Genomic DNA, 1,378 nt, shown 5'->3' with positions numbered 1-1,378 from the left:
GACGCGCAGACGGTGATCGCGGCCGCCGCCGCGGCGTTCCCGGCCTGGCGGGACACCTCACTGTCCAAGCGCACCCAGGTGCTGTTCCGGTTCCGCGAACTACTCAACGACCGCAAGGGCGAGCTGGCCGAGATCATCACCAGCGAGCACGGCAAGGTCGTCTCCGACGCCCTCGGCGAGGTCTCCCGCGGCCAGGAAGTCGTCGAGTTCGCCTGCGGCATCCCCCACCTGCTCAAAGGCGGATTCACCGAGAACGCCTCGACCAACATCGACGCCTACTCGCTGCGCCAACCCCTGGGCCCGGTCGCGATCATCTCCCCGTTCAACTTCCCGGCCATGGTCCCGATGTGGTTCTTCCCCATCGCCATCGCCACCGGCAACACCGTGGTACTCAAACCCTCCGAAAAAGACCCCTCGGCCGCGCTGTGGCTGGCCCAACTCTGGAAAGAAGCCGGCCTGCCCGCCGGCGTGTTCAACGTCCTGCACGGCGACAAAACCGCCGTCGACGAACTGCTCACCAACCCCGCCATCAAATCCGTGTCCTTCGTCGGGTCCACCCCGATCGCCCAGTACGTCTACACCACCGCCACCGCGGCCGGCAAACGCGTCCAAGCCCTCGGCGGAGCCAAAAACCACGCCGTGATCCTGCCCGACGCCGACCTGGACCTGGCCGCCGACGCCATGGTCAACGCCGGCTTCGGCTCGGCCGGGGAACGCTGCATGGCCATCAGCGCCTGCGTGGCCGTCGGCCCCATCGCCGATGACCTGGTCGCCAAAATCGCCGCCCGCACCACCGGCCTGAAAATCGGCGACGGCACCCGCGACGCCGACATGGGCCCCCTGGTCACCCAAGCCCACCGCGACAAGGTCGCCTCCTACATCGACGCCGGCGAAGCCGCCGGCGCCAAAGTCGTCATCGACGGCCGCACCATCCAGGCCGACGGCGGGGCCGACGGGTTCTGGCTGGGCCCCACCCTGCTCGACAACGTCACCCCCGACATGAGCGTCTACACCGACGAGATCTTCGGCCCCGTCCTGTCGGTCGTGCGCGTCGAGTCCTACGACCAGGCACTGGAGTTGATCAACTCCAACCCCTACGGCAACGGCACCGCGATCTTCACCAACGACGGCGGCGCAGCCCGCCGCTTCCAAAACGAAGTCGAGGTCGGCATGGTCGGCATCAACGTCCCCATCCCCGTCCCCATGGCCTACTACAGCTTCGGCGGCTGGAAAGCCTCCCTGTTCGGCGACTCCCACGCCCACGGCCTCGACGGCATCCACTTCTTCACCCGCCAAAAAGCCATCACCGCCCGCTGGCTCGACCCCAGCCACGGCGGCATCAACCTCGGCTTCCCCCAAAACGCCTAACCCCACACAC

Annotated in this window: 1 protein-coding gene; it reads left to right on the top strand. The window is 67.6% G+C overall.

What is annotated here, in order from left to right; all coding sequences use genetic code 11:
* On the top strand, nt 1-1,368 hold a 1,368-nt coding region (locus tag ASJ79_RS24085; RefSeq protein ID WP_067960897.1), incomplete at its 5' end, for a CoA-acylating methylmalonate-semialdehyde dehydrogenase.
* Nucleotides 1,369-1,378 lie beyond the last annotated feature (10 nt).

This window comes from Mycobacterium sp. NAZ190054, from assembly GCF_001545925.1.
Lineage (GTDB): Bacteria > Actinomycetota > Actinomycetes > Mycobacteriales > Mycobacteriaceae > Mycobacterium.
Note: the sequence above shows the minus strand (reverse complement) of the source record. Positions and strands in the feature narration are given on the sequence as shown.